Genomic DNA, 21050 nt, shown 5'->3' on the forward strand with positions numbered 1-21050 from the left:
CTCAAGCTGCGGTACGAACACCAGACGCGAAACAACTTCCACGCTCGGTCGACGCTCTGGTCGGGTCGTGGCGCCTCGATCTGTCTGATCAACCTTCGCATGGAACCGCTGCGCCTGTGACGTCGACAGCAGCGGCTTGAGCCAGCGTGCCGCAGCAACCCACCGGGGAACGTCGACGTGGCGTTGGCGATATTCGATCGCCCGCACGAGGCGGGCCGCGCACATATCAGCGGTCACCGGGCGGCGCATCGGGGCCGGTAAAGCCTGCGAGCAATGCCCTGAACTCCGGTGACGCGGCTTGGGTGTCGCGCAGCATGGGACTGTCAACCAGCGACATGTGTGCGGTGCCGACATCCACACCGTGGTCGGCGAGCTCGATTCGCAGAACGTTCGCGAAGTGCTCGACACCAGCCTTACTCGCGGCGTAGGCCGCCATCCCCGGCACCGCGGTATAAGACGACACCGACGCCACCACCAGGACGTATCCACGCTGGTCGAGGAGCGAGGGCACGCCGGCCCGGACGGTGTTGAAGACGCCGACCACGTTGGTCTCGATCACCTGCCGAAACGCTTGAGGTGCGACAGTGCGAACAGGAGCCCAGTGCTCAATACCCGCGTTGGCGACCACCACGTCGATCGCCCCGAAACGCGCTACCGCAGTAGTGGCCGCGTCCTGCATCTCGTCGAAATCGCCGACGTCACAAGCGATCCAAACAATGTCCGGGTCCCCCAGGTCAGTTACAAGTTTGGTGAGCGCGTGCTCATCTCGGTCGATGAGCACCAGTCGCGCGCCGCTCTGATGCAACAGCCGCGCCACGCTGGCGCCGATACCGCGAGCGGCTCCCGTGATCAGCACGACTTCGCCTGCACGCACCCTGGGCGTTCCGTCGTGACACCGCCGTCTCATCGGGGGCTCTGCATAAGGAGGTCGAGACCTGGCCCGGTGAGATCGTCCGTGACCGCGGGGGCGCGACCGGTCATCGCCAACAGCAGCGCCTCCCCGGACCCGGTCAGATGCTGTCCTCGGCCGGCTGACCATCCGACGTCATTGGCCTGCAGTCGGATTCCTCGCACGCGGCGCGCGCCGCCAATGACAGGGCTCCACCAAGCGAACTGCAGCGCCGCCGTCAGCCGCTGATGGGGGATACGCCGAGACAGACCTAGCGGCCGGCGCACATCCTGCTGATGGACCAGGCACTCGATCAGCGCCACCCGACAGCCATAGAGCCCACCAGCACCGGCAGGCTCGGCGCCCAAGCGCATCAACACAGCCAGCGCGTTCGGATCGTCACGGGAGAATGCCTCGAGTGCACGTTCGTTGAGCCGATCGACATCGCCTCTCACCCGAACCATCTCAACGGCCAGGCCGACGCGACTCTGACCGAGATAGGCGACCGTATGCGCGACCACATCACAGACCCGCCAACCGTCGCAGAGACTCGATGCACGCCACTGGTCGGCAGTCAGCTCGTCAAGCAGGTCGGCGAAACTCTAGACGCTCCGCTCGCGCCCACTCGCGCACACTCCACACCCGTCCAGTCTCACGCACCACCCCACTGTTGACCTAGGCCGGGGGCGATCCGCGTGGCGATCTGTTCGTGAGCACGGCCCCCGGACCAACACGGGCCAAGGCTGTGTCTCACTCAACGCTTCGTTTCCTGTGCTCGTATTTGCCGGCTTCCGTTGACCGACCGCCGCAGCCTCGCCTACCGGGATTTCGGTGGTCCGTTGTCACGCTGGCCCGGAGGGAATCCTTTTGAGCTTGGCTGACGGTGGGTTCAGGAGCGCGAGCGCACGAAGCCGGTATCTCGCAGAGTATGACGAGCTGCGGGAATTGAGTCTCCGTCCGGATGTCGTGCACGATGTTTCAACAGAGTTCGGCACCGTGCGGGTATACCAGCACGGACCAGACCGCGGTGTGCCCGTTGTGCTGATACACGGCTACTTCCTGACGTCGGCTATGTGGTGGGACCAAGTTGCGGGCTTAACAGGCGATTTCACCGTTTACGCGATGGACATGTTGGGCCAACCCGGCGCAAGCACCCAGTCGAAACCGATGCTCACCCCCGCCGACTGCGCGCGAAATGTTGCTGCGGTTCTGGAGGGGTTAGGGCTGCACGGTGTGCATCTGGTCGCCCATTCCTATGGGGGTTGGCTTGCCACACATACGGCGGCACGTGCGCCGCGCCGGCTGGCGACGCTGACGCTGATCGATCCGGCCAGCACGGTCACTGGACTCTCTGGAACATGTTGGCGCAGCTTCGCGCTCCTGATTTCGCGTCCGCGATCCGTGCACGCTGAACACGCCGGGGCTTGGATCATGGGGCATCCTCCATTGGGCAGCACCGTCGATCTGCTCACCAGGCTGTTCGTAGCCGGATTTGCTGCCTTCACGCCACCCCTACGCGCGGCGCCACTCCTCGTCCCGAGCAATCGTGTGCTTCGTTCAGTGCCTGTTTCGACCCAAGTTCTTCTGGCGGGCAATACTGTTCACGATTCAGATAAGGCTCTTCAACGGATCGAATCGGTGGTGCCCACATGGCGACATCACCTGTGGCCAAATACGTCACACGCTTTGCACGCAGAAGTCCCAGGCGAGGTGAACGCCGCTATCCGTCAGTTCGTGATGGAACACCGTAGCGGTGCTTAGCCACCCGCCGGCGGTCTCTGCCCTTCTGGGCCGCACCCACCCGGTAGGCCTCACGCCCCTGAATCAATGCAGTCTTGCTGAAGTCGAACTTGGGACAGTGCAGCGGACGCGCCGCCTGGATTTCGGTGAGCATCCCGAACTACGCAGTTGCATCGCGGTTTTGATCGGCTTGTTGAATTCGCGCGGCGATGAGTGATGTCCACTCGGTCAGGTAACGCGCATCAGGCAGTTGAATCTCGGTGGTGTGGAACAGGACGCGGGTGGCTCGATGCCCGACGAGGGCGTCGACTCCTAACATGGCGATGTTCGTGGCCATGTCGTCGGCGGGTTTGGGCAACCAGTTGCGCAGCCAGTCGCCGAGTTCGGCATAGAGACCCTCAATGAGTGCGGCGTAGGCGTCCTGGAGTCGGGCAGCGTGTCCGGCCGGTGTGCGGGCGGCGACCTGCAGCAGCTGTGTTTCCTCGTCGAGCACGGCGAGCAGGTACCGACCCAGCAGGGTGAGTTCGGTGTCGAGGTCGTTGAGGCCGGCGAACAGGGCGCGGATGTCGCGCATAGCGCCGCGGCGATCGAGTTGACGATCAATACCGGCTTCTAACAGCGCTTCTTTGGACTTGAAGTGGTGGTAGAGCGCACCCGAGCCCGGCGCCAACCCTGCGGCCGCCTCGATCTGGGCCACGCTGGTGGCCTTGAATCCCTGCTGGCTGAACAGCTTCATCGCCTCGGTGACCAATCGTTCCCGAGTCGTGGTGTCCACCATTGACTGCTCCCAAGTAAGCACTTAGTCTTGCCAAGCAGATACTTTAGCACCGACTGTTTGGGGGCTGGGATGAACGGTCCGGACCGCCCGGTCCCGAGGGGCCGGGTTCGCCGCACCATGCCGTTGGCGGGTTTCACCGCGCGAGCAACCGGTGGGCGGGTGGTAGCGGCGCTGCGTGAGAAGGCGGGCGACCCGACCGCGGTGGCGCGGTTCCATGAACGGACCGCCGAGCGCTACACCGAACTACTCGGCCATTCCAAAGGTGTGCTGATGAAGGCCGGTCAGATGATATCGATGATCGACGCCGGCGCGGTGGGCGCAGGCGAGCTGTCGCCGTATCAGCAGGCGTTGACCCGGTTGCAGGCCGACGCTCCCCCGATGCACCCTGATCTGGCGCGCGAGGTGCTCGAAGCCGATCTGGGGCAGCGCACCGGTGAAGTGTTCGCCGAATTCAGTGACGAACCGATGGCGGCGGCCTCGATCGGCCAGGTCCACCGGGCGGTGTTGCACGACGGGCGCGAAGTCGCGGTCAAAATTCAATATCCCGGTGTGGCGGCGGCGATTCGCAATGATCTTGCCAATAGCGAACTGCTAGTGACGTTTTCGCGGTTTGTCGGCGCCACACTTCTGGACCTACGCGAGGCTGCGCGGGAGATTGCGACACGCATCTCCGAAGAGGTCGACTACCGGCACGAGGCCGACAACATCCGGGCGTTCAGCGACCTCTACCGAGAGCATCCGTTCATCCGCATTCCCGACGTCGTCCACGGCGCCTCGGGAGACCGTGTGTTGACCATGACGTTCGTGGAGGGGTGGGACTGGGACGCGGCGCGGCGCGCCGATCAGGACCTCAAGGACACCTGGGCGGAGGTGATTTCGCGGATGGTGACCGGTTCCTACCGGCACGCCAACCTCTTTCACGCCGACCCGCACCCCGGCAACTACCGATTCGGGCTCGACGGCTCAGTGGGCTTTGTCGACTTCGGCTGCGTGAAACGCCTGTCGGAAACACAGCGCCGCAGGATCGTGGTGATGGCACGCGCCGCCGTTGACGGCCGCCGCGACGATCTGCGCGCCACGATGGTCGACAGCGGATTCCTCGCAACGGACTCGTCCCTGACCGCCGATGAGGCCTACCAATGGTGGGCCACCGTCCTGCACGAGCTGCTGGCACCCCAGCCAGCCACCTACACACCCGAAGCCGCTGAGCGGGCCATCGGTTCGCTCATCGACCTCCGCGCCGCCGACCATCCCGTCCGCCGAATGCAAGTACCACCGGACTTCGTCTTCTTCTCCCGACTCAACCTGTCCATGAACGCGGTATTCACCGCCCTCAACGCCACCATCTACGCCCGCTCGCTGCTCGACGACATGGACGGTGTCGCGCCGCCGGTCACCGACCTCGGCAAGACACACGACGCGTGGGTACGCCAGCGTGGCCTGCCCTACGGGATGGATCACCATGACACGCCATGACACGGTCGCACCACGCCTTCCATGGGAAGCCGCGAATCCCTACCCGTTCTACCGACAGAGCCGCGCGACAGGGGATGTGGTGTGGGACGACACCGCCGGGGCCTGGCTCATTCTGGGATACGACGCGGCCCGACAGGTCCTCGGTGGGCCCGGCTGGACCAGCGATCCCCTGGCCAATCCCGGCAGTCGCGATGCGATGGACCCCATCAGTGCGGATTTCACCGGCAGCTCGATGTTGTTCGCCGACGGCGCCGCCCACCAACGGATCCGCGGCTCGGTGCGAGACGTCTTCACACGCTCATTCATCGAAGCCCTCACCCGCGGTGTGGAATCGGTGGTGGCCGCCGTGACCTCTCATCCCTGCACCGGCACATCCTTCGATTTCATGTCCGAGATCGCTCTGCCCATCCCGCTGGCCGTAATCGCCGAATGGCTGAACCTGAGCCCGGAGACCTCGGCGGTGCTGCGCGAGCAGTCACCGGTCATCGTCCGGATGCTGGGCGCGTTGGCTGACGCCGATGAGGTACGCGCGGGCGCCGCTGCGTCCGCAGCACTGATGGCGGAGTTTCTGCCGCTGGCGGCTGACCGCCGCGCACACCCTGGCGATGATCTGCTGAGCTTTCTCGCCGCCGACCCCGCCCTGGATCTGGACGAGGTCGCGATGACCGCCATCCTCATCGCCGTTGCCGGACACGAGACAACCGCCAACCTGCTTGGCGCAGGCCTGGTTCGGCTGCTCACCACCACAGTCGACGGCGTCCGGCTCGCCGATGCGATCGATCCGGCCGACCCAGCCACCATCACTGAACTGTTACGGCTTGACGCGCCTGTCCAGTCGACGGTGCGCACGGCCACCCACGACCACCACATCGCAGGTACCGCCATAGCCGCCGGCCAGAGCGCTCTCGTCGCCGTGGCCGCGGCCAACCGCGACCCCAAGGTCTTTGACCAGCCCGAGATCTTCCGACCCCGCCGTGCGGGTCCCGCTCCGTTGTCGTTCGGCTACGGCGCGCACTACTGCCTCGGCGCTGCCCTGGCGCGGCTGGAAATCACCGCCGCACTCCGTCGCGTTCTGGACCGGCGACCCGAACTCGCCGGAGCGGTGACGTGGCGCGACACTCCCGCCATCCGGGGACCGCACAGCGTCCCCATCGTCTTCACCAACGACTAGCACCACGTAGACAGGAGGTTCGAACTTCGATGCGGGTCTTCGTCACCGGCGGCACCGGCGCGATCGGTAGCTACGCAGTCCCGGCACTCATCGCAGCCGGACACTCGGTATCAGCGCTGGCACGCAGCGACGCCAAAGCGCGGACCCTCGACAAGCACGGTGCGACACCGGTTTTGGTGTCCCTCTTCGACCGAGATGCCCTGAGCTCTGCGTTCGTCGGCCATGACGCAGTCGTCAACCTCGCCTCCGCGCTGCCGTCGACGACCTCGTTTCTGCGACGCTCCGCGTGGCAGGAATGCGACCGGGTACGGATCCACGGATCGGCGACAGTCGTCGACGCCGCCCTGGCGGCGGGCGTGCCCATGATCATCCAGGAATCGGTCGTCATGCTCTACACCGACGGCGGCAGTGACTGGATCGACGAGGACCACCCCGTCGACCACTATCCGATCACCACCGGCAATCACGGCGCCGAAGCCAGCGCCCGACGATTCGCCGAGTCCGGCGGCACCGCGACCATCCTGCGGTTCGGGGTGTTCTACGGCCACGGTGCCGCCCACAGCGAACAGATCCTCGGGCTGGCACGCCACCACGTCGGATTCGTCCCCGGCCGCCCCGGCTCCTACCTCTCGTCGATTGAAGTGTCCGACGCGGCAGCTGCTGTCACCGCAGCACTGGAAAGTCCAGGCGGCCTTTACAACATCGTCGACGACAACCCCCTCACCAAGCGCGAGTACGCAAGCGCTTGTTGCGACGCAGCCCAAACCCGGCAATGGATCAGTGGGCCCGGCCCACTGGCACTCATATTCGGAAATCGGCTCACCTCACTGACCCGATCACTACGGGTCAGCAACGCCCGATTCGTCGCTACCTCTGACTGGTGCCCCCGCTACCCCAGCGTCCGGGAAGGCTACCGAGCAATGGCTGGTCGCCAACGGTGAATCCGTCCGACCAACTCCATGACCGCGGCTCACATCGTCGGATCGCCCGAGCGATTGTGTCTTCTCGACTGCGCGTCCGCCACGCCCCGAGCCGGTATTCCCGGGTGGTGACCTTCAGCGCGACACCCGTTCGGCTGATGCGGTTGTCCGCTTAAGCAGCGTGGCAACTGGCGGAGCTTGCCCGTCGAGACGGCATCCATCTGTGTAGCGGCGACGCGGCCACAGATCGCGGAGCTACAGCCTCGATTCGGAAACCGCCTACCGGTTCACGCGTCGGCGAGCAGTACGGTCTTCAGCGCTTCGCCGTGACAGTGCTCGTCGAGGGCTTGGGGCGCCTCGTCGAAGTTGGCCACGTTGGTGGTGACAAGCTCAGGCTGCAGTTTGCCGCTGGCGATGAGATCCAGCACGGCCGGTATCAGGGCGCGGACGTGGGCGCGACCGATATGCAGGGTCACGTTGCGGATGTAAGCGGCGCTCAGTCGAATTGATCCGCGCCGGTGAAGTGACCACACGCAAGAGCAGATGCCTTCGGGTGCAGTGTGTTTCAGCACCGCCCGCAGTCCCGCAGGTGTGCCGGTGGCGTCGACAGTCAACGGGGCTACTGGCCACTCTCGTGGTCGTCGCGGATCCAGCGCGGTGAATCCAAGCGCCTCGGCGCGGCGTTGTAGGGCCGGGCGCCCGTCAACGACGCTGATGCGTCGGCCCCCCAGCGCGCGAGCGATCAGGGCTGTTATCAGCACTGCGCTGGGGGTGAAGGGATGCCCAGCATTGAGGCGGCCCACTATCAAGGTCTCGGCATTGCCGTCAGCGGCCAGTAGCGCCGGCAGGTGAGGCGCGACCTGGCGATAGCAGTCGCTGACGTTGTCGGCGACACCGGCTGCGGCGGCTGGGTCAACACCCTTCGGCAGAGGCACCAGCATTGCCTCAGCGAAGGGCACCGCCATCAGATCAGTAAGCGCACCCCCCCAGAGGCCACCCGCCAGGCCGAACCCGTACATGGAGGTCGGCGGCACGGACAAACAGTTGGCGGTGTGGCCGCGTCGGCAGGGTGCACAGCATCCGCAGCTAATCTGGAAAGGAACGACGACACGGTCACCGATGCCAACTGAGGCCACCTGAGAGCCGACCTCGACGACCTCGGCGACGCATTCGTGCCCGAGATGCAACGGCAGTGGAAAGATGCTGCGGCCCAACATCATCGCACGGTCGACATCGCACGTTGCGACGGCGATGGGTCGCACCAACGCTCCCTGGGGGCCGGGAAGCGACGGCCGGGTGACCGATTTCCATGCCGGCGCACCGCCAGGCGAGGCCACCAGCGCGCGCATCCGCGAACGGGCGGGTTTCCGGGCCGCACGAACCACTCCAGCGATGCGGCGTGCCCGCATCCCGACATCCCGATCGAGCGATAATCGGCCGGCCACCAACGCATCCGGGGTCAGGAGTCGGGCGTAATGGGCCACCGTCGACTGCGGCCGCAGATATTGCCCGGTCATAGTGTCCCCCAGTCATACGTGCGGCCAAGCGGCGTCTCGTGGTCAGCTAGGTCCATCGAACCCCCTGAGTTAGGAACCATCGAGTTCTAGTTTCGTATTGTGAACTGCCATGTGTCAACATTTAGTGTGTGCGTCAGCTCTCCCGCCCCTACAAGGGCGTTGCTCCTTCCGATCGCGTTGAGCAGCGCCGCGCGCAACTCCTCGACGCAGCGGTCGATGTGTTCGGCACCATCGGGTACCGCACGGCCACTATCGACCAGATCTGCGCCAAAGCTGGACTTTCGAAACGCTACTTTTATGAGTCCTTCGCCGACAGCGAGGCACTGCTGCTCGCGTGCTACCAGCGGTGTGCCGATGAAATCCACGCAGCGATGGTGTCGGCATTCCTCGACGCCAGCGGCGACAGTATCGATTCACAGGTATACGCAGCTCTGGCTGCCTATTTCGGCGCGATCGATGACGACCAACGCCGTGCCCGGATCACCCTGTTGGAGATCCTCGGAGTCAGTCCCGCCGTCGATTCCGCCTACTCAACCCAGACTGCACGCTTCGCCGACTCGATCCACGCCTTAGCCCCTGCCGCATTCGGCACCAGCACGCTGCCGGAAACTCAACTCCACCTGCTCGCCCAAGGAATCATCGGCGCTGTTACCACCACCGCCACGATATGGCTGCTCGACCACCGCCGCCGCCCACGATCCGAGCTCATCAACGCCACCCATGTCCTGGTCACCGCAGTGCTTGACCGGCTGCCATCTACCTGACTCAGCCACGACCAGTTTCCTCGGTCAGATCGAGATCGATCAGATCCTGTCTCGAAGCAGAACGCGGCAGCACCTTCAGGTGGCGGTGCGTCCGCCGTCTGCAGGCAGGATCGCGCCGTGGATGAAACTGGCTTGATCGCTGGCCAGATAGGCGATGGTTTCGGCGATCTCGTCGGGAGTTGCTACGCGTCGTGCTGGGGCTTGACGCATCATCTTGGTGAGCCCGTCTTCACCGAAGGCTGCTTTGGCGTTTTCGGTCAGGGTCGGACCTGGGGCGACGGCATTGACCCGAATGCCTTGCGGCCCAAACTTGGCGGCCCAGCATTTCGTCAAGTGATTCAGCGCGGCCTTGCTCGATGCATACACCGCTGAGCCTGCCGTGCCGAAGGACGCCACCATTGTGGTGACGTTCACGATGACGCCACGCCCGCGCGCAACCATGGCCGGGGCAAGCGCGCCGACCAGATAGAACGGTGCTTTGACGTTGAGCGCGTAGCAGGCGTCGAAGTCGGCCTCCGGGATGGCAGCGGTGGCTCCGAACGTGCCGATGGCAGCGTTGTTAATCAGAATGTCGACGCGGCCGGTGACATCGAGCGCCTCGGCGCGCAACCGCTACGTTGCCAACGGTTGAGGTGGGCCCTGAATCGATGCCGCGCGCCACAGCGCAGTCCCGAGTTCGACTGGCCCTCTACGAGATTCCGGCCATTGTGCTGCCGCGGTCGCCGCCTCGCTCACGAGCACTTCCACAGCTTGCCAAGGGATTTTTCCTTGCGAGGCTGCCAAGAGCAACTCTGGAAACAAGACCTGTTGATCAGACGCATCTGCTGTGCGAGCAATCAGTTCGCTCATCACGTTGGCTGCTTGTCTGCCAGACCGACCCCACCATGCTTCCTGCGGTCCGCACCAACGGAGGATGCATGCCAACACGACTCCATCGTAGTAAGACCATGCAATAGCAGGGAATTCGAAAACTCCCAAGCGTGGATCTTCTCGGTCGGTCTTCAATCTAGCAGATTGCATCGCGGCGCCCATTGCGGCATAAGCAGTTACAGCGTCGACTTCGTACCCGAAGTTCGACTGCGTCCTGACGTTGCCCGCCCCACCGCGGGGCGACATACCCCAAAGTATGGAATACGGGTCGGGGGAGCCGTCATTAGAGTTGAAGGCCGCGACACGCTCGTCCCAATTGAAGCCACGAACAAGGCCGTCGCTCATGGCGTGCTCATTAAGTCAGGACCGTTCGAGGGCTCAGAGGTTGGTCAGTGCTTACTGCAAAGTGGTTGCACCACAACAGATGCAGCACCTTTCAGGTCTGCTCGGGCCTTCAGCGCGTTCACAAGTTCAGGGTCAAATCGTGCAGCGTTGCGGAATCCCGCCAGGAAGCGGATTGTCTCGAGCTCGGTCACCGGGGGTTCGCTCCATACCTCGTAACGCCACCCGCGCCGTTCGACAAGTATCCTCGTCCAGTCCAGTGTGAACCTGACTTTCGGATCGTCGAGTTGGGAGCTCGGTTTCACATCGACGACTACAGGTCCACTGTGTGTCAGTAGGAGGTAGTCGGGCACGTGCCTACGCACACGCCTGTCGATGCGGGCGCGAAACAGGAACGGCTGCGCAATGATTCGACATACCGCGGTATCGAAGTCCGCGAAGAGTAGCCGCGCGAGTTCGAGACGAGATTCGTAGATGACGTGCGCCTGCTCGGTCGCCGACCAGTAGGTACCCGAGTAGTGCTTCTGACCGTGACGCCAGCGGAATGTCCGCCAAGGCGCCGCATTTCCGATCAGATCAAGTGGGGCGCGGTCCCACTCAGTGCAGACTTCCTCCAGGGAATCCTTCGAGCGCACCGAGATGTTCGGGAGTGGCGGTGCCCCCGCTTCCGGCATACCGCCACCATCGCATCTCCGAAATGTCGATCTGCGGATTCCGGACGGCGTGTCTCAGTCTTCCTGCACAAGTGCAACGGTGGTGCAGTCAGTCGTGAGAAAGTGCAGTCAGATTTGAGAACCTACATTATCCGTCTACTGCTTGGCCATATTCGCGAATCGCGACAAATGCAGTTGGTGCGCAACGGTTATCGTTTTGGTTGGACCGTTGCGGTGCTTGCCGAGAATCAGGTCCGCTTCACCACCGCGCGGGTCGTCCCGATCGAACGCATCCGGCCGATGCAGGAGTATGACCATGTCCGCATCCTGTTCTAGCGATCCCGACTCGCGAAGATCGGAGACCATCGGCTTCTTGTCGGTGCGCTGTTCGGGGCCACGGTTCAGCTGGCTGATCGCCACCACAGGCACTTCGAGTTCCTTGGCCATCAACTTGAGGCTGCGGGAGAAGTCCGAGACTTCCTGCTGGCGTGACTCGTATTTCTTTCCTGACGACATCAGCTGCATGTAGTCGACGACGATCAACCGCAGGCCGGCTTTCTGCGACAACCGTCGCGCCTTGGCGCGGATCTCCATCATCGTCAGGTTCGGCGAATCGTCTATGAACAAAGGGGCTTCGCTGATCTCGCTCATGCGGCGCGCGAGACGCGTCCAGTCGTCGTCGCTCATCCGGCCTGAGCGCATGTCAGCCAGTTTGATCTTTGCCTCTGCCGACAAGAGCCGCATGACGATCTCGGATTTGCTCATCTCGAGGCTGAAGATGACACTGGGCAATTGATTCTTGATCGAGCACGAGCGCATGAAATCCAGTCCCAGAGTGGAGTTGTGCGTCGGGACCATCGAGCGACCGGCCAGGTACATATGGTCGACGTTGTCCACTTCGACGCACCGCACCGGCACGCCCGCAACGGGTCGTACGTCCACGATGAACCGCGAGCAATGGCGCGCCGAAGACCCCTGAGCGCGACGCTCTTTGTGCAGGATCGCCTTTCGTTCCAGGCCGAATACGACGTCGTCAGTCGTGAAGTTGAGCGTGTATGCCGTTGACGTCGCCTCACTGCGGCCGCGAACGCGCTTGGTGGTCGTTTGGCACCGGTAGCCGAGGCTGACAATCAATTCGGCCACATCCGCGGCAAGTCGTGGGTCGGTGACGGAAAACTGCACCGAGCCCCCGGCGGTAACAGTGCCGTCAGTATCGAGCAGCCCGGCCAGAAGAGCGCGGCGCTGCGTTTCCGATGCACGCAGATAGTGCACCGGAATGTGCTTGTTCCCAAGCACTCCGATCGTTCGCAGTCGCCCCTGCACAGTGCCGACGGCGTTTCGGCACGACTGGCACATCCTGAGGCCGGAGGACTGAACTCCACAGCGGGGGCATGTTGGGCCGGGGACTGGCTCGGACACATGGCGCGCGCGGCCTCCGCAGCTCTGTCCACAGGTGCGCACCTGGCTCGTCCGCGGAATGAAGTCCCGACCGCACACCACACAAACTCGGGTACAAATTGCCGGCGCCTCGGGCAGCATCAATTGATAACGTAGGAGCGTTGATTCAGACTTCCGCGCCACGAGACCCTCGGCCTCGATGCGCATGACGATCTCGGGATCGGCCGATGTGATCTGGGCAGCCGCGGTGGTGCCGTCGCCCAACCATGCACCGAGGGTGTACGGCGGCACGAGCAGGTCCCGCTCTGCAGCCTGGATGGCTGCTGCGTTGGTGATCGAGTGGTTCAGTCGTTGATCCGCAGTCGCGCAACGCAGCGTGCTGGCAATCTCACCCGTGGTACGGATCTCCGCGAACGTGCGCTGGTTCTTGTAGCGGTTGTAACCCGCTGCGGCGGCCTGGGCAGACCTTCGCGACGCCCGAGACTCGGTCAACCACTGATGCTTCTCATCGGCGACGATGACGGTTCCATCAGAGAATTCGACTTCGTAGCACGGCCTTCCGACCATGACATCGGTTGCCGCCACCACTCGAGTGGGCAATCCATCGGCTCCGATCAGCTCGTCACCGACCGCGACGTCGCCCATCGTCGTCCAGCCATTGGGTGTCGGCAGTGGAGTGTCGAGGGCCAACGCCTTCCCGACACCGGGTCGGGCCGCGATGATGATCATCTGCCCGGCGTGCAGGCCGTTGGTCACCTCGTCGAGTTCGACGAACCCGGTGGGTACCCCGCGGGAGATGCCACCGGATGAGGCGATCGCGTCGATCTCGTCCATCGTGGGCTGAAGCAGTTCCTCGAGCACCACGAAGTCCTCGGACGCGCGGCGCTCGGTGACGTCGTAGATCTCGGCCTGCGCACGGTCGACGACGTCGTTGACGTCCGCTCCGTCGGCGCCCGCGTACCCGTACTGCACGACACGCGTGCCGGCCTCCACGAGGCGACGCAGCAGTGCCTTCTCGGCCACGATCTCCGCGTAGTAGCCGGCGTTGGCGGCGGTCGGCACCGTGGAGATCAGCGTGTGCAGATAAGGCGCTCCGCCGACGCGTCGCAGCAACCCGCGGCGATCGAGTTCCGCGGCGACGGTGACCGCATCGGCCGGCTCCCCGCGTCCGTACAGATCCAGGATCGCGTCGTAGACGAGCTGGTTTCCCGGCTTGTAGAAGTCACCCGGCCGCAGCTTCTCCAGCACGTCGGCGACGGCGTCCTTGCTCAGCAGCATGCCGCCCAGGACCGCCTGCTCGGCGGCGGCGTCCTGCGGGGGTTGGCGCCCGAAGTCCTCACTCGGAGGAGCGTCCTGCCGGTCGGACGATCCGCCGGACCGACCCAGGTCATCTACGACAGCCATGCAGTACCCCACCCCTCCTCGTACCTCGAACTGACGTTCGAAATGGCATGCCGCGATGCTAAACCCGGATGCCGACAAGTCCCCCGTGCCGGCCTCGGATCTTCACCCGCGACGGCCAACGGTAGACGTTGCTGAGGGGGAATCAAGTCGACCCTGTTAGTGGACTTGTGGATGGATTGTGCATAGGTCCGGTGGGAGGTGTTGAACCGCTGGGGAGAACCTGTGGATAACTGCCGTTGTCAACCGCGTTTGACCAGATGAACGCACCATAGGACGGTGGAAAGTCTGTGGATGGGAAATTGGTCGGCGTGTCGCCGATGGTTGCCTCTTCGGGCGTGTTGTGTTTCGCCCCGGGGCCGCAGAGGTTAACAGCCGGTTAGGTTCGCTGTGAGTGCTTTGCGCAGATGTGTTCGCCACAGCGCACAGCAACGGCCGGGTGAAGACTCTTGGTCTCCACCCGGCCGTTTCAGGGCTGGTGCTGTCAGTCCGCGATCAGCGGGCGACCACGTTCAGCGACACCTCGGCGCCGACGCTCGGGTGCAGCCGCACCTCCACCGCGTGCGTGCCGGTCGCCTTGATGTGCGCCTTGGGAAGGCTGACGGTCCGCTTGTCGAGGTTCGGGCCGCCGGCCTTCTTGATGGCACCGACGACGTCGGCTGCGGTGACCGAGCCGAACAGCTTGCCGGAGTCGCTGGCCGTCTTGACGGACAGCTCGACGGCACCCAGATCCTCGAGAGCCTGCTTCAGCTCGTTGGCGTGCTCCAGGCTCTTGACGCTCTTGAGCTCCTGGGCACGACGGATCTCCTCGGCCTGGCGCTCCGCACCGCGGGTGGCCACGATCGCCATGCCGCGGGGCAGCAGGTAGTTGCGGCCGTAGCCGTCCTTCACCTCGACGGCGTCGCCGGGCGCGCCGAGGTTCTCCACCTCGGTGGTCAGAATGAGCTTCATATTCTTGGTCCTGTCCTGACTATCGCGTCGCCGAGCTGAACGGCAGCAACGCGACCTCGCGGGCGTTCTTGACCGCGATCGCGATGTCACGCTGGTGCTGAACGCAATTGCCGGTCACGCGGCGGGCGCGGATCTTGCCGCGCTCGCTGATGTAGGTACGCAGCAGCTGCGTGTCCTTGTAATCGATGTTCTGCAGCTTGCCCTTTTTGGAGCAGAACACGCACTTACGGGTCTTGACCGGCTTTTCCGGAGCCGGACGCCTCTTCGTGGAGGACTTGGCCATGTCTATCTCTTTCTAGAAATCTGATGAATTGGGTTGATCAGAAAGGCGGTTCGTCGTCGCCGCCACCGAACGAGCCCGACGCGGGCGCACTGCCCCACGGGTCCTCCTTCGGCTGCTCCGCGGGACGAGAGCTGTTGCCCCCACCGCCGCCACCGAAGCCGCCGCCACCGCCGCCACTGCGGCTGGCCTTGTTGACCTTGGCCGTCGCGTACTTCAACGACGGGCCGATCTCGTCGACCTCGAGCTCGACCACCGTGCGCTTCTCGCCCTCGCGGGTTTCGAAGGAACGCTGCTTGAGCCGGCCGCTGACGATCACCCGCGATCCGCGAACGAGGCTCTCGGCCACGTTCTCGGCAGCTTCGCGCCAGATGTTGCAGCGGAGGAACAGCGCTTCGCCGTCCTTCCACTCATTGGTCTGACGGTCGAACATGCGGGGCGTCGACGCGACTGTGAAGTTCGCGACGGCAGCGCCCGACGGCGTGAACCGCAGTTCGGGGTCAGCGGTCAGGTTTCCGATGACCGTGATGATGGTGTCACCAGCCACGAGGTCCTCCTGGATGTCGGCGGTGTGCAGCGGCATGCGCTGCCGGGATAGCAGTCGCAGGCGAGCCTACGGAACTACCCCGACGTGCACAGGCCGTCAAGCGACTTAGTGCTTGTCGGTCCGCATCACCTTGGTCCGCAGCACGGACTCGTTCAGGTTCAGCTGACGATCGAGCTCGGACACGGTCGCGGGCTCGGCCTTCACATCGACGATCGCGTAGATGCCCTCGGCATGCTTGGCGATCTCGTAGGCGAGCCGCCGGCGTCCCCAGATGTCGACTTTGTCGACACTGCCGCCATCCTTGCGGATCACGTTGAGGAACGTCTCGAGCGACGGTGCAACAGTTCGTTCGTCGAGAGTGGGGTCGAGGATGACCATGATTTCGTATGGACGCATAAGGAACCCATCACCTCCTATGGTCGTGTGCGGCCACGGACTGTCCGTGGCAGGAGGGTCGCCTGCGTCGGCAACCGGGCTAGGTTACCGGAACCTGCGCTGATCTGCGAAATCGTCACGCCGGGTCGCCGCCCCCCGCGGCTAGGCTTGGTCATCCAGGGGCATTCACGTCGTGGGAGGGGGTCGGGTGGACCATCCACAGGAACCCCAGCCCCCACCGGGGCAACAGCCACGGCCGGGTTTCGCGCCCTATCGATTCCCGCAGTCGGCACCGCCGCCATCCCGCAGCGGTGCCACCGGGATCATCGCGGCTGTCCTGGCCGGACTCGGTGCAGTCGCGTGCCTCGGCGGCAGTGTTCTCGGAATTCTCGGCGTGGTCGGGATCAACGCACTCGATACCGACTCGCGGGTCCAGACCTCCGTCGGCATAGCCGGTGGAATACGACCGGTGCTGATCCTGGGAATCGTGCTGACGTTCGTGGCCGGTCTCCTCCTGACCGCCGGAACCGTGACACTGGCGCAACGCAAGATGACCGGTCGCTGGTTCGTCGTCGGCGGATGCGCGGTCACGATCGCGGGCAACCTCCTCAGCCTCGGATACGCCGCGTCTGCGATGGGCTCCTACGTGAGCGGCGGAGCATTCGCCCTCCTGGGCTTCATCATGCCGATCGCAACGCTGGTGCTGGTTGTGGTGCCGTCCACGACCGCTTGGATCACCGCCAAGCCCAAGCCGGGCGACTCCTACTGACCGGGGCGTCCGATCAGCACACCGCGGTCGGGCTCCGCGACCGTGACGATCCGGGGTCGAGGCCGCAGCCACTCGGGTAGCCAGCGCGGTGGCGCGTCGGGCGCCCGGTCGAAGAACCCGCCCGCGGGATCGTCATCGAGGCCGCCGCGCCGCACCGGATCCAGCTCGGGACGGTAGATCTGGCGAATCACCAACGCGCACAGGGTGATCACCGCGATGTCACGCAGCAGGATGGTCGCGGTGAAGGCCTGTTCGGGCAGGCCCATGTTCTCCTCGCCGAACAGATACAGCATCCGCGGAACCCAGACCAGCATGTCGATCGTCATCCAGGCGAGCAGGATCCGCCGCTGCGGCAGTGCCAGCACCGCCAACGGGACCAGCCACAGCGAGAACTGCGGACTCCACACCTTGTTGGTCAGCAGGAACGCCGCCACCACCAGGAACGCGACCTGGGCCACCCGCGGCCGCCGGGCCGCCGTCAGCACGATGTAGCCGATGCCGATCAAGCAGGCCGCGAAGAGCCCGGCGGTCATCGCGTTCAGCACCACCGGCGGCTCCCAGAACCCCAGGTTCGGGTCGAACCCCTGCCAGCCGGTGAAGGACTTCACGACGTTGTAGATCGAGTCCATGTCGTCGCCGCGGCGGGTGTTGAGCCGGAAGAACTCCGACCAGCCCCGCGGGAACAACACCATGATCGGCAGGTTCACCGCCAGCCACACCCCCACGGCCACCACCGCGGTGCGGGTGACCTCACGCAGCCGTCCGGTCCGGATCGCCAGCAGGGCCAGCGGGATGAGCAGCAGCAGCGGGTAGAGCTTCGCCGCCACGCCCAGCCCGATCAGCACGCCGGCCAGCGCGGGTCTTCGTCGCGCCCACGCCAGCAGTGCGCCTGCGGCGAAAGCCGTTGCCAGCGCGTCGAAGTTGGTGAAGATCTGGAAGATCACGATCGGTGACGCGCCGACCAGCGCGGCATCCCAGATGCGCCGCGGGCCGGCCAGCATCGCGGTCGCCCACAAGGTCGTCAACCACGCCAGCGCCAGACCGAAAGCGGCGATGTTGAAGAACATCACCACCTCGGCGACGATCGGTATCGACACCACCTTCGTCAGAGCCGTGTAGGTCTTCGCCAGCGTCATCGACAGGTACTGGTAGATCCCCGTCAGAACCGGATACTCCATGTAGCGCACGGCCGGGGTGCCGTCGTACTGAACGTGGGGCTTGCCCTCGGCGTCGGTCTCGATCCAGCTGGACTTGTACGGAAACTTGCCCTGGTTCAACAACTCTGCCGTGTAGAGAGGCACCGTGTCCGAATAGCACAGCTGGAAGTAGGCACGCTGGTTCTCCCAGTTGCCCACCCGCTGATCGGCCGCGCCGGTTCCGGTGGTCTGCAGGCATGCCGCCTTGGTCGAATAACCCAGCGCCAGGAACACCAGCGCGATGAGCAGCATCACCCGCAGCGGGGTCAGGAACCGGGTCCGGCCGATCAGCGCGTGGCGGCCGACGGGTCCGCCGATGGTGCCCGACAGCGCGGCGCCGACGGTGTCGGTGCGACTGGGCATGTCGCGATCGTCGAGGCTCCGCAGATCCTGTGCCAACGGCGCCGGCGATTCGGGCACGGCCGGTGGCGCCGGTGATTCAGCCAGATCCGGCGCTGTCTCGTCCCGTTCGGTCACGGGGGCGGCAGGGGACCCGGCGGCGGAACTCCTGGCGGGGGCACCCCCGGTGGCGGCACTTCGGGGGGCGGCGCGCCCGGCGGGACCTCAGTCACCGGAGCCGCACCGCCGGGAGGCGGCGGGCCCACGGGCACGGTCGTCGGCGGGCCCCAGGGAATCGTGATGCCCGGGGCGATCTCCAGCGTCGGCTGGATCACCGACTCCGACGGTGGCGGCGGCACGGTCTCAGTCGGCGACGGGGGCGGCGGAGGCGCCTGCGGCACCCCGGCGTAACCGCCGATCTCGTCGGGCTTCGGGAACGTCTCGTTGTCGGTGCCGTCGAGGGCGCCGTCCATCGTGGACTTCCAGATCTGGCCGGGCAGTCCGGAGCCGTACACCGACGAGCCCGACGCGTTGACAAGCGGTTTGGTGCCGTCGGTGGTGCCCACCCACACCGCGGTGGACAGCGACGGCGTGAAGCCGACCATCCATGCGTCCCGGTTCTCGCCGGTGTCGCCGAGCTGGTTGGTGCCGGTCTTGGCGGCCGACGGGCGCCCACCCGCGAGCGATCTGCCGGAGTATCCGGCGATCGGCTGCATCGCCGCGGTGACGTTGTCGGCGACCGTCTTGTCGAGGCGCTGCTCGCCGGCGTTGTCCTCCTGACCGGCGTCGAAGAGGACATCACCCTCGGCGTTGACGACCTTCTGCACGAAGTGTGGGGTGTGGTAGACCCCCGACGCGGCGAGCGTCGCGTACGCCGAGGCCATGTCGAGCACCCGCGACTGGTACTGGCCCAGAACGATGCCGTTGTTCGGCGGGCCGCCCTGGCCGTCCTCGGACAGCGTGTGCTCGACACCCGGGAAGCTCTCGGCGATGCCCGCCTCGTGCGCGGCGTCGGCGACGTCCTGCGGCCCGTTGTTCAGCTGCAGCATCAGACGGTAGTAACTGGTGTTCAACGACCGCTTCAACGCCTCGGCGATGTTGCACGTCCCGCAGCTGCCGCCTTCGACGTTGCTGATCTCGATGCCGTTGACGGTGACGGGCGAGCTGTCCACCTGATAGCCCAGGCCCATCCCCTGCTGCAGCGCAGCGACCAACGCGAACACCTTGAACGACGATCCGGTGGGCAGACCTGCCTGCGCGAAGTCGAACCCGGTGGCGTCCGAGCCGCCGTAGTACGCCTTGATCCCGCCGGACCTCGGGTCGATCGACACCACCGCCGAGCGCATGTCGGGATCCTGGCCGTCCAGGTACTCCTCGACCGACTCCACCGCGGCGGCCTGCGCCTGCGGGTCGATCGTGGTGGTGATCTGCAGTCCCTCGGTGTTCAGCGTCTGCTCGGTGATGTTGAAGATCTCGAGCAGTTCGTCGATCACCTGCCGCTCGATCAGACCGTTGGGCCCGGTGGTCTGGTTCTGCGTGCTCGCCGCATCCGGCGCGATCGTCGGTGGGTACACCTGCGCTGCGCGGTCTTCGGGTGACAGCGCACCGATCTCCACCATGCCGTCGAGCACCCAACTCCACCGCACGCCGGAGGCTTCCGGGTCGACGGCCGGGTCGAGCACCGACGGCCGTTGAATCAATGCGGCCAGCAGCGCGCCCTCGGCGACGTTGAGTTCTTCGACGGGCTTGGCGAAGTAGGCCTGAGAGGCAGCCGCCACGCCGTAGGCGCCGCGACCGAAGTAGATGATGTTCAGGTACGACTCCAGCACCTGGTCCTTGGACCATTCACCGGACATCTTGGTGGAGATCACCAGTTCCTTGGCCTTGCGGATCACGCCGCCGACCCCGGAGCGGGCGTCACCCACCAGGGCGTTCTTCACGTACTGCTGGGTGATCGTCGAGCCACCCTGCAAGTCGCCGCCGAAGACGTTGTTCTTGGCGGCGCGCAGGAACCCGGTGAACGAGAAGCCGGGATTGGAGTAGAAGTCCCGGTCTTCGGCGGCCATCACCGCATCGCGGACATGCACCGGAATCTGGTCGATGCTGACGTCGATCCGGTTGCCTTCGGGCGGAACGATCTTCGATATCTCGGAGCCGTCGCTTGCCAGGATGGTCGACACCTGAGCGGTGCGGATGTCGCCCGGCTTGGGCACGTCGACGATCATGTAGGCCATGCCGAAGGTGAGCAGCGGCAGCACGATCAGGATCGCCACCGTCGCGGCCAGACCGCGGCGCACCCACTTCCAGTTGACCTGTCGACCCGAGCCCGGGGGGCGTTCGGACGGCCCTCCCCCACCCGGCCCGCGCGGCGGGCGGCCCGGCGGCGGAGGTGGTGGCTGCTGAGGCGGACGGCCGTCCATGGCCCGCTTGACCGCGTCGACCGGATCCCGCAGATGGGCGGGCTTGTCGTCGCGCACCGGGGGCAGGATCGCGGTCGCCCGGTCATCCGGGGCGCCGGGACGTGGGCGCTGCGCAGCACCCTGGGGCGGTGGCCGGTGTCTACCGCTGTCGGCGGACCGCTGAGGCGGACCGTTGGGTCGTTGGGGTGGTCTCGGGCTCACGCCGTCGGTCATCTGGCCCTCCCGGGCGTCTCTGGCTGACCGGTCGTGGCGCC

The 21050-nt window shown here is 65.2% G+C and carries 20 protein-coding genes; 6 read left to right on the forward strand and 14 right to left on the reverse strand.

What is annotated here, in order from left to right:
* Nucleotides 1-226: 226 nt before the first annotated feature.
* Both ABDC78_RS29380 and ABDC78_RS29385 read right to left on the reverse strand, forming a co-directional pair.
* The gene (locus tag ABDC78_RS29380) at nt 227-856 is read right to left on the reverse strand and encodes an SDR family NAD(P)-dependent oxidoreductase (protein WP_178357729.1); all 630 of its coding nucleotides are present in this window, start codon (nt 854-856) and stop codon (nt 227-229) included.
* Nucleotides 857-903: 47 nt separating this feature from the next.
* The gene (locus tag ABDC78_RS29385) at nt 904-1479 is read right to left on the reverse strand and encodes a maleylpyruvate isomerase family mycothiol-dependent enzyme (protein WP_178357804.1); all 576 of its coding nucleotides are present in this window, start codon (nt 1477-1479) and stop codon (nt 904-906) included.
* A 283-nt stretch (nt 1480-1762) separates the two neighbouring features.
* Here ABDC78_RS29385 and ABDC78_RS29390 point away from each other — a divergent pair, with 283 nt between their 5' ends.
* A complete protein-coding gene (locus ABDC78_RS29390) occupies nt 1763-2650 on the forward strand; it encodes an alpha/beta hydrolase (RefSeq protein WP_256735913.1) in 888 nt (295 codons plus the stop codon).
* A 139-nt stretch (nt 2651-2789) separates the two neighbouring features.
* On the opposite strand, the gene ABDC78_RS29395 is transcribed toward ABDC78_RS29390, so the two are convergent.
* Complete coding sequence (locus ABDC78_RS29395) at nt 2790-3407, reverse strand: TetR/AcrR family transcriptional regulator (RefSeq protein ID WP_178357731.1); 618 nt, start codon at nt 3405-3407, stop codon at nt 2790-2792.
* A gap of 69 nt (nt 3408-3476) precedes the next feature.
* On the opposite strand from ABDC78_RS29395, the gene ABDC78_RS29400 reads away from it, so the two are divergent.
* Genes ABDC78_RS29400 through ABDC78_RS29410 form a run of 3 tightly spaced genes read left to right on the forward strand, consistent with a single transcriptional unit; the run spans nt 3477 to nt 6995 of the window.
* The gene (locus ABDC78_RS29400) at nt 3477-4883 is read left to right on the forward strand and encodes an AarF/ABC1/UbiB kinase family protein (protein WP_178357732.1); all 1407 of its coding nucleotides are present in this window, start codon (nt 3477-3479) and stop codon (nt 4881-4883) included.
* Nucleotides 4870-6054: a cytochrome P450 gene (locus ABDC78_RS29405; protein WP_178357733.1), complete on the forward strand. Its 1185-nt coding sequence runs from the start codon at nt 4870-4872 to the stop codon at nt 6052-6054. The genes ABDC78_RS29400 and ABDC78_RS29405 overlap by 14 nt, the downstream gene beginning before the upstream one ends.
* 29 nt (nt 6055-6083) lie before the next feature.
* Entirely contained in the window at nt 6084-6995 is a 912-nt protein-coding gene (locus tag ABDC78_RS29410; protein WP_178357734.1) for an NAD(P)-dependent oxidoreductase, read from the forward strand.
* Nucleotides 6996-7261: 266 nt separating this feature from the next.
* On the opposite strand, the gene ABDC78_RS29415 is transcribed toward ABDC78_RS29410, so the two are convergent.
* Complete coding sequence (locus ABDC78_RS29415; protein WP_178357735.1) at nt 7262-8491, reverse strand: alcohol dehydrogenase catalytic domain-containing protein; 1230 nt, start codon at nt 8489-8491, stop codon at nt 7262-7264.
* Between the two features lie 128 nt (nt 8492-8619).
* Here ABDC78_RS29415 and ABDC78_RS29420 point away from each other — a divergent pair, with 128 nt between their 5' ends.
* On the forward strand, nt 8620-9255 hold the full coding sequence (locus ABDC78_RS29420) for a TetR/AcrR family transcriptional regulator (RefSeq protein ID WP_178357736.1): 636 nt from the start codon (nt 8620-8622) through the stop codon (nt 9253-9255).
* A gap of 75 nt (nt 9256-9330) precedes the next feature.
* On the opposite strand, the gene ABDC78_RS29425 is transcribed toward ABDC78_RS29420, so the two are convergent.
* The 8 genes from ABDC78_RS29425 to rpsF form a co-directional block, all read right to left on the reverse strand.
* Nucleotides 9331-9864, reverse strand: coding sequence for an SDR family oxidoreductase (locus tag ABDC78_RS29425; RefSeq protein ID WP_178357737.1), 534 nt, complete (start codon nt 9862-9864; stop codon nt 9331-9333).
* A gap of 3 nt (nt 9865-9867) precedes the next feature.
* Complete coding sequence (locus ABDC78_RS29430; RefSeq protein WP_178357738.1) at nt 9868-10470, reverse strand: hypothetical protein; 603 nt, start codon at nt 10468-10470, stop codon at nt 9868-9870.
* Between the two features lie 44 nt (nt 10471-10514).
* Nucleotides 10515-11141, reverse strand: a complete 627-nt coding sequence (locus tag ABDC78_RS29435) for a TnsA-like heteromeric transposase endonuclease subunit (protein WP_256735914.1) — start codon at nt 11139-11141, stop codon at nt 10515-10517.
* A gap of 135 nt (nt 11142-11276) precedes the next feature.
* On the reverse strand, nt 11277-13922 hold the full coding sequence (gene dnaB / locus ABDC78_RS29440; RefSeq protein WP_178357739.1) for a replicative DNA helicase: 2646 nt from the start codon (nt 13920-13922) through the stop codon (nt 11277-11279).
* Between the two features lie 492 nt (nt 13923-14414).
* Nucleotides 14415-14870, reverse strand: a complete 456-nt coding sequence (gene rplI / locus ABDC78_RS29445; protein WP_178357740.1) for a 50S ribosomal protein L9 — start codon at nt 14868-14870, stop codon at nt 14415-14417.
* Between the two features lie 19 nt (nt 14871-14889).
* Nucleotides 14890-15153: a 30S ribosomal protein S18 gene (gene rpsR / locus ABDC78_RS29450; protein WP_137146425.1), complete on the reverse strand. Its 264-nt coding sequence runs from the start codon at nt 15151-15153 to the stop codon at nt 14890-14892.
* Between the two features lie 37 nt (nt 15154-15190).
* A complete protein-coding gene (locus ABDC78_RS29455) occupies nt 15191-15697 on the reverse strand; it encodes a single-stranded DNA-binding protein (protein ID WP_178357805.1) in 507 nt (168 codons plus the stop codon).
* Between the two features lie 105 nt (nt 15698-15802).
* On the reverse strand, nt 15803-16093 hold the full coding sequence (rpsF, locus tag ABDC78_RS29460) for a 30S ribosomal protein S6 (protein WP_003931678.1): 291 nt from the start codon (nt 16091-16093) through the stop codon (nt 15803-15805).
* A gap of 187 nt (nt 16094-16280) precedes the next feature.
* Between rpsF and ABDC78_RS29465 the strand changes: the two genes are divergently transcribed.
* The gene (locus ABDC78_RS29465) at nt 16281-16841 is read left to right on the forward strand and encodes a hypothetical protein (RefSeq protein WP_178357741.1); all 561 of its coding nucleotides are present in this window, start codon (nt 16281-16283) and stop codon (nt 16839-16841) included.
* Here ABDC78_RS29465 and ABDC78_RS29470 read toward each other — a convergent pair.
* On the reverse strand, nt 16835-18400 hold the full coding sequence (locus ABDC78_RS29470) for a glycosyltransferase family 87 protein (RefSeq protein ID WP_178357806.1): 1566 nt from the start codon (nt 18398-18400) through the stop codon (nt 16835-16837). The genes ABDC78_RS29465 and ABDC78_RS29470 overlap by 7 nt on opposite strands.
* A 110-nt stretch (nt 18401-18510) precedes the next feature.
* Nucleotides 18511-21009 (reverse strand): transglycosylase domain-containing protein, encoded by a 2499-nt coding sequence (locus ABDC78_RS29475; protein ID WP_178357742.1) that lies wholly within the window; start codon nt 21007-21009, stop codon nt 18511-18513.
* Nucleotides 21010-21050: the final 41 nt, after the last annotated feature.

The sequence above is a fragment of the Mycobacterium sp. DL genome, from assembly GCF_039729195.1.
Lineage (GTDB): Bacteria > Actinomycetota > Actinomycetes > Mycobacteriales > Mycobacteriaceae > Mycobacterium > Mycobacterium hippocampi_A.

What these genes read in the sequence shown, in the direction of transcription:
- rplI (WP_178357740.1), bottom strand. Translation starts at nt 14,870, where the DNA reads ATGAAGCTCATTCTGACCACCGAGGTGGAGAACCTCGGCGCGCCCGGC.
- ABDC78_RS29405 (WP_178357733.1), top strand. Translation starts at nt 4,870, where the DNA reads ATGACACGCCATGACACGGTCGCACCACGCCTTCCATGGGAAGCCGCG.
- ABDC78_RS29415 (WP_178357735.1), bottom strand. Translation starts at nt 8,491, where the DNA reads ATGACCGGGCAATATCTGCGGCCGCAGTCGACGGTGGCCCATTACGCC.
- ABDC78_RS29395 (WP_178357731.1), bottom strand. Translation starts at nt 3,407, where the DNA reads ATGGTGGACACCACGACTCGGGAACGATTGGTCACCGAGGCGATGAAG.
- ABDC78_RS29470 (WP_178357806.1), bottom strand. Translation starts at nt 18,400, where the DNA reads ATGCCCAGTCGCACCGACACCGTCGGCGCCGCGCTGTCGGGCACCATC.
- rpsR (WP_137146425.1), bottom strand. Translation starts at nt 15,153, where the DNA reads ATGGCCAAGTCCTCCACGAAGAGGCGTCCGGCTCCGGAAAAGCCGGTC.
- ABDC78_RS29430 (WP_178357738.1), bottom strand. Translation starts at nt 10,470, where the DNA reads ATGAGCGACGGCCTTGTTCGTGGCTTCAATTGGGACGAGCGTGTCGCG.
- dnaB (WP_178357739.1), bottom strand. Translation starts at nt 13,922, where the DNA reads ATGGCTGTCGTAGATGACCTGGGTCGGTCCGGCGGATCGTCCGACCGG.
- ABDC78_RS29410 (WP_178357734.1), top strand. Translation starts at nt 6,084, where the DNA reads ATGCGGGTCTTCGTCACCGGCGGCACCGGCGCGATCGGTAGCTACGCA.
- ABDC78_RS29400 (WP_178357732.1), top strand. Translation starts at nt 3,477, where the DNA reads ATGAACGGTCCGGACCGCCCGGTCCCGAGGGGCCGGGTTCGCCGCACC.
- ABDC78_RS29435 (WP_256735914.1), bottom strand. Translation starts at nt 11,141, where the DNA reads ATGCCGGAAGCGGGGGCACCGCCACTCCCGAACATCTCGGTGCGCTCG.
- rpsF (WP_003931678.1), bottom strand. Translation starts at nt 16,093, where the DNA reads ATGCGTCCATACGAAATCATGGTCATCCTCGACCCCACTCTCGACGAA.
- ABDC78_RS29475 (WP_178357742.1), bottom strand. Translation starts at nt 21,009, where the DNA reads ATGACCGACGGCGTGAGCCCGAGACCACCCCAACGACCCAACGGTCCG.